This is a genomic window from Hungatella sp. (genome assembly GCF_046966825.1).
Genome location: NZ_JBKVCZ010000221.1, coordinates 1 through 6,391 on the forward strand (window position 1 = coordinate 1; position 6,391 = coordinate 6,391).

A 6,391-nucleotide genomic window follows, 5' to 3' on the forward strand; every position below is an offset into this window, starting at 1 on the left:
CGACAGGAGCGGACGGAGCCATGGGGCCAACAGGTCCAACAGGAGCCGATGGTGTCACTGGTCCCACTGGCGCCAGGGGCACCAGTATCACTGCAATTACGCTCACCCTGGATACGGGAACCGGTGCAATTACAGGCGGAACCGCAACCCTGGATGACGGAACGACAACTCCGATTGCCGTGACGACAGCATAGTCAAAACTCAAAACTTTAAGGGGCTGCGCGCGAAACAATTCGTACGCAGCCCCTGTTCCACCAATAGTTCATTTAGATACTTTTCATAAAATAATGTAGCGATTTATGAATCATGCGTTCCATTTCAAGGGGGGTCTCTCGATTTTCGTCATACAGCCATTTCATTAAAAGATTCCAAAGTCCCCCCATATTAAAAAGCAGACAATATTCTAATTCTTTATCGGAGCAATCGGCTTTCCAATATTCTCTAAAACGCCCATATATCTGCGGCCAGTATTCATTGGAAACATCAATTAAATGACATATCAGGTGATGATCGGTCAATACTGTCAGGTAGTCGATATGTTCCTGCCAAAAGGTAAAATAAACCTGGATGATATGTCGTATCGAATATTCCATATCCTCATCTAAATATCTCATATAGCTCTCACATAGCTGTGTGCAGGAATAGATGACCACATCCTCTTTAGAACGGAAATTTCGGTAAAATGTCCGTCGGGCAAGCTGGGCATTTTCCGAAATTTCTGTGATTGTAATTTCCGAATAATTTTGCTTTTCCATTAAATCAAAGAGTGATTGGGCCAGCCATTGTTTCGATTGTTCCGCTATTGGATTTGACTTTTTCATGTGGTCTCCTTTTGTGTCACATTATTTACTTGGATGTAGCACTTGGTTTCGAGCGATTGACGGTATATTTTTTACCCATTATACTATGATAAAAGAAGTGGCACAAGTGAGACACACATTTGTAAGGAGGTACAAGTTGAAACTTCATCAATACGATTCTGATATATTCCATGAATTTCGGATTTCATGTAAGGAATGCAGCGGCCTTTGCTGCGTGGCGTTATACTTTTCTAAATATGATGGCTTTCCTGCTGATAAAGCCGCCGGAACACCATGCCGCTATTTGGACAGCAATTTTTGCTGCTCCATTCACGGGGAATTGCAGTCTAGACAGATGAAAGGATGTCTGGCCTACGATTGCTGCGGTGCGGGGCAGATGGTAACCCGCCTGTATGGAGAGGAAAATTGGAAATCCAACCCAGGCGCGGCCCAGGAGGAATTTGATGTATTTGTGAAAATATTCTATCTGCAGCAAACATTATGGTACATTTCAGAAGTGAAAACACTTCTGCCTGCACAGGCGCTGTGGGAGGAAGCGGATCATTATTTAGAGGAATTACATCTTCTTTTGAAATCTTCTCCACAAAAAATTCTGGATGACGATATGGGGCTGCTTAGAACAAACATAAACACATTACTGAATCAGGCATGGCAGATGGTAAGAGAGCAGATTGCCAGTCCCGCTAAAATAACAAAGAAAAAAGATTATATGGGGCATCATTTTCGAAAATCCAAACTGAACGGCTGTGACTTCAGTTCCACACTTTTAATTGCGGCTAATTTCGAGGCATGCGATTTGACTGGTTGTAATTTTCTTGGAGCCGATATGCGGGATGCCAATATAAAAAATGCTGATTTAAGTGAATGTAATTTTTTGACACAGGGACAGATAAATGCAGCAATCGGAAACCGGAATACCCGCATACCGGAACATCTGATCATGCCAGTTGTATGGCTCTAGGAAGAAAACTATTTTTAAAATACCCTTGACATTCGTTTAAGACAGATGTAGTATATAAGAAAAGACAATTGTCTTAAAAGGAGGCGATCAAATGGATAACATAAAGAAACTGCCGGACGCGGAGTTTGACATCATGAAAGTGGTGTGGGCCATGGAACCGCCTGTGACGACGACGGTTATCAGAGAGCAGCTGGAGAAAGAGAAGGAGTGGAAGATACAGACCATCGTTTCCCTGATGCTGCGCCTGGTAGAGCGCGGTTTCCTTCGCTCGGAAAAACACGGGAAGGAGCGGTATTATTACCCACTCATAAACCGGGAGGATTACTTAAAATTTGAGACTGGCAGCTTTTTGAAGCAGTATCATGACAGCTCCCTGTTTAACCTGATCAATACACTGTACGAGGATGAAGCTTTGAGTGACAGTGATATTGATGAGTTGCTGACATGGGCGAAAGAACGGAGGAATTAGGATGAAGAACTTAATGACGACATTGCTTCTGTGTTCCGTCAATATGTCAGCGCTTGCGCTGTTTTATATGTTCCTGACGCCATTTTTGACAAAGCATTATTCCGCTGCCGGCCGTTATTACACGTGGCTTGTCATTGTAGTGGGACTGATTATCCCGTTCCGCCCTCATTTTGGTAATCCTGTTGTCAAGGTTCCCATGCCGGGGCGTACAGCCGCACCTGTTATCCGGCCTGGGAACGGGATGCAGGTAACGGGCCCTGTTTCAAATGTTGTACCGTCCGCCATAAGCACAATCTCCTGGTGGCAGGCCGCGGCCGTGATATGGCTGGCGGGGGTGATTGTATTTCTTGTCTACCACGGAATCAAACATTACCGCTTCTTAAAGCTGACGGCGCGATGGAGCAGGAATGTCACGGACGAAGGGACGCTGGCGCTTGTCCGGGAGCTGAAAACGCAGATGGGTATCACGCATGATATTGGCCTGGAGTTGTGCGGCAGCATAGGAAGCCCCATGCTGATCGGCATTGCAAGGCCCCGGATTCTGTTGCCGGAAATGGACTTGGGAGAAGAGGAACTTCGGTTTATATTGAAGCATGAGTTGATTCATTATAAAAGAAAAGATATCTGGTATAAATTCCTGGTATTGGTGGCGAGCGCCATCCATTGGTTTAACCCTATCGTGTACCTGATGGCAAAAGTAATTGATATCCAGTGTGAACTGTCCTGCGACGGGGAAGTGGTCCGTGCGGAAGATGCGGATACCCGCCTGTTTTACAGCGAGACCATTATCGGGGTCATCAGATACCAGTCAAAACTGAAAACCGTGTTATCAACTAATTTTTATGGAGGTAAAAAAGGCATGAAAGAGCGGATTTTTTCAATTATGGATATGGGAAAAAAGAAGGCAGGTATAGCCGTTATCTGTGGCGTTGTGGTGCTCACAATGGGAACGGGGGCAGTCGTAGTGGCAAATGCGGAGACAAAGCCTCCGGTGGAAATGACGAAGGATGACACCATGATTAATGCTCATCTGGGAGTTTCATTTGTTCCGAATCCCGATATTTATGGCGCATATGCCGGTTTTGGAATTACCATTTCGGAGGACGGCACAAAGCTGCTCTATGAGGGCCAGCCCGTGCGGCTGTTTGTAGATGAGGCGGCGGAATCGTGGGCGTTCTATCTGGATGGAGCCGGGACTTTGAATCTGTCGGCTGTCAGAAATGCTGACGGTGAGATTGCGGGAATTGAGCCCATTTCAGAGCAGAAGGCACAGGAATACCAGGACACGTATTTTGCAGAAGGCATCAGCGGAAACTTTGCAGTCAACGAGCCGGTGCAGGAGCAGGAATATGCGAAGGCGCAGGAAAATGTTCAGGAAGGCGAGAGTAAATTCGAGCAGTATGAGCCATTTGGTATCACCTATTCAGCGGCAGATGGAGCATTGTATTCCAACGGCCAGCGTGTGAAAATGCTCGTCGATCAGGATGCGGCAGGCGGGTTTACCACGTTCTGGACCGATGAGAACGGAACGGTAAATCTGTCCGTGATTCGTGATACCTCCGGCCAGATAACCGGTGTGGAGAGCATATCAGATGGGAAGGCGCAGGAATATAAAGCCGTCTTGGCGGACATGGAAGAGAAGGCGCCGGATGGATTGGAAGAACGAGTAGAAAAAAGAATAAACGAACGGTATTCCAATTAAATCCAACCAAGTAAGACCTCGGGCCAAATTGGCCCGGGGCCTTTTGCGCAAAATTTAACAGCCAGATTCGAAAAATCCGGCTGTCAATCTTCGTCCTTAATAATAATTTCTGAAATATCACATTCTAAAGCCTTACAAATTCTTGATATTACATCTAAATCCACTCTTTTTATTTCTGATTTGCAATATCTCTGTAAAGCATTATATGCAATCCCAGTCATTCGGCAGAGCGAATTCTTAGAGATGCCTTTGGCTTCCATAACAGGCATGATGTCTACATAGTAGATTGGATAATCTGTTATTTCAATAATCTCTTTTTTCTGCATAGTCGTCCCTCTTGCTACTGATTATACCACAATTGACATACTTATTACATGCAATATGCCAAATATTCCAGATTTGTGGATGGGATAGTTTCCTCCCCGCCGGAGATACTGGAAGTAAACTCATTTATCCAGGAAAGAGAGGAATCAGTTATGAAATTCAACGCCGTCTACTACGAGCCGGACAGTCTGGCTTATCCACTGGGGGAGCAGCTTCGGGAGACATTCAAAGACCTCCCCTGGATTCCCATCGACAGTCACAATTCCATCAAGGAAATGCAGGAGAAACCAAACTCTGAGTTCGGTAAAATGAAGCGCAATCTGATCGTAGGCATCCGGAAAACCCACAAATATGTGGAAAATCAGAAGGTGTCGGACTACCTGGTGCCCTACACCTCCTCCGGCTGCACCGCCATGTGTCTCTACTGTTATCTGGTCTGCAACTACAACAAATGCGCCTACCTCCGTCTCTTCGTCAACCGGGAGCAGATGCTGGACCGCATCATCAAGCGGGGCCAGAAAAGCGAAATCCCCCTCACCTTCGAGATTGGCAGTAACAGCGATTTAGTCCTGGAAAATACCATCACCGGCAACCTGCTCTATACGATTCCACGCTTTGCCAGAGAGGGAACCGGCAGCATCACATTTCCCACAAAATTCCATATGGTGGACCCCTTGCTGGACCTGCCCCACCAGGGCAAAACCATCTTCCGCATGAGCGTCAATCCCCAGCCCATCATCAGTAAAATAGAGCTTGGAACCTCCAGCCTGTCAAAACGAATCGAGGCGGTGAACAAGATGTGTGAAGCCGGATACCCCTGCGGTCTCCTGATCGCCCCAGTCATCCTGACGGAGAACTGGAAAATGCTGTACACCGGTCTGCTGGAAGAACTGCGGGACGGTCTGACCGAAAAAGCCAGAAACCAGATGTTCTTAGAAATCATTTTGATGACCTACTCCTACATTCACCGTGCCATCAACAGCGAAGCATTTCCAAACGCTCCGGAGCTTTATGACACGGAGCAGATGACGGGAAGAGGCCGCGGCCGTTACTGCTACCGGCCGGAGGTGAGAGCGGAGGCGGAAACATATCTTCGGGGTGAAATCAAGCGGATTCTCGGTGATATGCATATCCTGTATATCAGCTGACATTTCTCCAATAGTATCCCTTGGGAAACAGGCCCTCCCTCCGGTGCCTATCCCACTTAAAAGTGCGTACTTCCCATCAAAACTGCAGGGGCCTATAATAGAACCATAGGAAATGGCCATTTCTCAACAATATAACGATGCAGAGAAAAGGAGCAGACAAAGATGAAGAGAGTAGTAGAATTTTTGCAGGCAAATCCGGTGCAGTACCTGGCAACCGTTGGAAGAGATGGGAAGGCGAAATGCCGTCCGTTCATGTTCTGTTTTGAGAGAGAGGGAAAACTGTGGTTCTGCACCAACAATACCAAAGAGGTATACAAGGATATGCAGGCCAACCCGGAAGTGGAGGTGTCCGTCTCCAGCCCGGAGTACGCCTGGATTCGCCTTCACGGCAGAGCCGTTTTTGAGAACAATATGGAGATAAAGAAAGGCGCGCTGGAAAATCCAATCGTCAAGAGCCAGTACGAGACCCCGGAAAACCCGATTTTCGAAGTGTTTTACCTGGAAAATGCCCACGGCCTGATTGCCGATTTCTCCGGTAATCCGCCCTATACATTTTAAAGCCACAATAGTACTGTAAAAAACCAGGAAGAGCATCAGTCTTCCTGGTTTAACTGTTCCCGGTACCCGTTGCCCCAGGCCACCATGGAGTCCATGATGGGCTTTAAGCTGAAGCCGGTCTCGGTCAGCGTGTACTCCACCCGGGGCGGCACCTCAGGATAGACCTTCCGTGTGAGAAGCCCGTCCGCCTCCATACTTCGCAGATGGCTGGTCAGTACCTTCTGGGTAATGCCGGTGACAGATTTCATCAATTCACTGAACCGCTTCGTCCCTGTCATCAAATCCCGGATAATCAGAACCTTCCACTTGTCCCCAATCAGCTGAAGGGTCAGTTCCACCGGGCAGTCCGGTATTTTTCTTTCGGAATTCATCATACATACCTCCTAATAGTATATGAAAGGATATACA

8 protein-coding genes and 1 pseudogene are annotated in these 6,391 nt (G+C 47.0%); 6 read left to right on the top strand and 3 right to left on the bottom strand.

From position 1 onward, the window contains the following. Positions 1-194 (top strand): annotated as a pseudogene (locus ACLTD4_RS32490) (collagen-like protein); the annotation flags it as partial. 72 nt (positions 195-266) lie between these two features. Here the strand turns inward: ACLTD4_RS32490 and ACLTD4_RS32495 are convergent. After that, the gene (locus tag ACLTD4_RS32495; protein WP_006780160.1) at positions 267-821 is read right to left on the bottom strand and encodes a TetR/AcrR family transcriptional regulator; all 555 of its coding nucleotides are present in this window, start codon (positions 819-821) and stop codon (positions 267-269) included. Between the two features lie 136 nt (positions 822-957). Here ACLTD4_RS32495 and ACLTD4_RS32500 point away from each other — a divergent pair, with 136 nt between their 5' ends. The 3 genes from ACLTD4_RS32500 (at position 958) to ACLTD4_RS32510 (ending at position 3,953) form a co-directional block, all read left to right on the top strand. Further along, positions 958-1,782 (top strand): pentapeptide repeat-containing protein, encoded by an 825-nt coding sequence (locus ACLTD4_RS32500; RefSeq protein WP_006780161.1) that lies wholly within the window; start codon positions 958-960, stop codon positions 1,780-1,782. A gap of 91 nt (positions 1,783-1,873) precedes the next feature. Then, positions 1,874-2,251: a BlaI/MecI/CopY family transcriptional regulator gene (locus tag ACLTD4_RS32505; protein ID WP_006780162.1), complete on the top strand. Its 378-nt coding sequence runs from the start codon at positions 1,874-1,876 to the stop codon at positions 2,249-2,251. A gap of 1 nt (position 2,252) precedes the next feature. After that, positions 2,253-3,953, top strand: a complete 1,701-nt coding sequence (locus ACLTD4_RS32510; RefSeq protein ID WP_006780163.1) for a M56 family metallopeptidase — start codon at positions 2,253-2,255, stop codon at positions 3,951-3,953. 83 nt (positions 3,954-4,036) lie between these two features. Here ACLTD4_RS32510 and ACLTD4_RS32515 read toward each other — a convergent pair whose 3' ends face one another. Beyond that, positions 4,037-4,279 carry a helix-turn-helix domain-containing protein gene (locus ACLTD4_RS32515; protein WP_006780164.1) on the bottom strand — a complete coding sequence of 81 codons (243 nt, stop codon included), beginning with the start codon at positions 4,277-4,279 and terminating at the stop codon, positions 4,037-4,039. Positions 4,280-4,429: 150 nt separating this feature from the next. Between ACLTD4_RS32515 and ACLTD4_RS32520 the strand changes: the two genes are divergently transcribed. Beyond that, positions 4,430-5,425 carry an SPL family radical SAM protein gene (locus ACLTD4_RS32520; RefSeq protein ID WP_006780165.1) on the top strand — a complete coding sequence of 332 codons (996 nt, stop codon included), beginning with the start codon at positions 4,430-4,432 and terminating at the stop codon, positions 5,423-5,425. A gap of 162 nt (positions 5,426-5,587) precedes the next feature. Continuing rightward, positions 5,588-5,983, top strand: coding sequence for a pyridoxamine 5'-phosphate oxidase family protein (locus tag ACLTD4_RS32525; RefSeq protein ID WP_006780166.1), 396 nt, complete (start codon positions 5,588-5,590; stop codon positions 5,981-5,983). A 35-nt stretch (positions 5,984-6,018) separates the two neighbouring features. On the opposite strand, the gene ACLTD4_RS32530 is transcribed toward ACLTD4_RS32525, so the two are convergent. Beyond that, positions 6,019-6,354, bottom strand: coding sequence for a winged helix-turn-helix transcriptional regulator (locus tag ACLTD4_RS32530; protein ID WP_034858300.1), 336 nt, complete (start codon positions 6,352-6,354; stop codon positions 6,019-6,021). Positions 6,355-6,391: the final 37 nt, after the last annotated feature.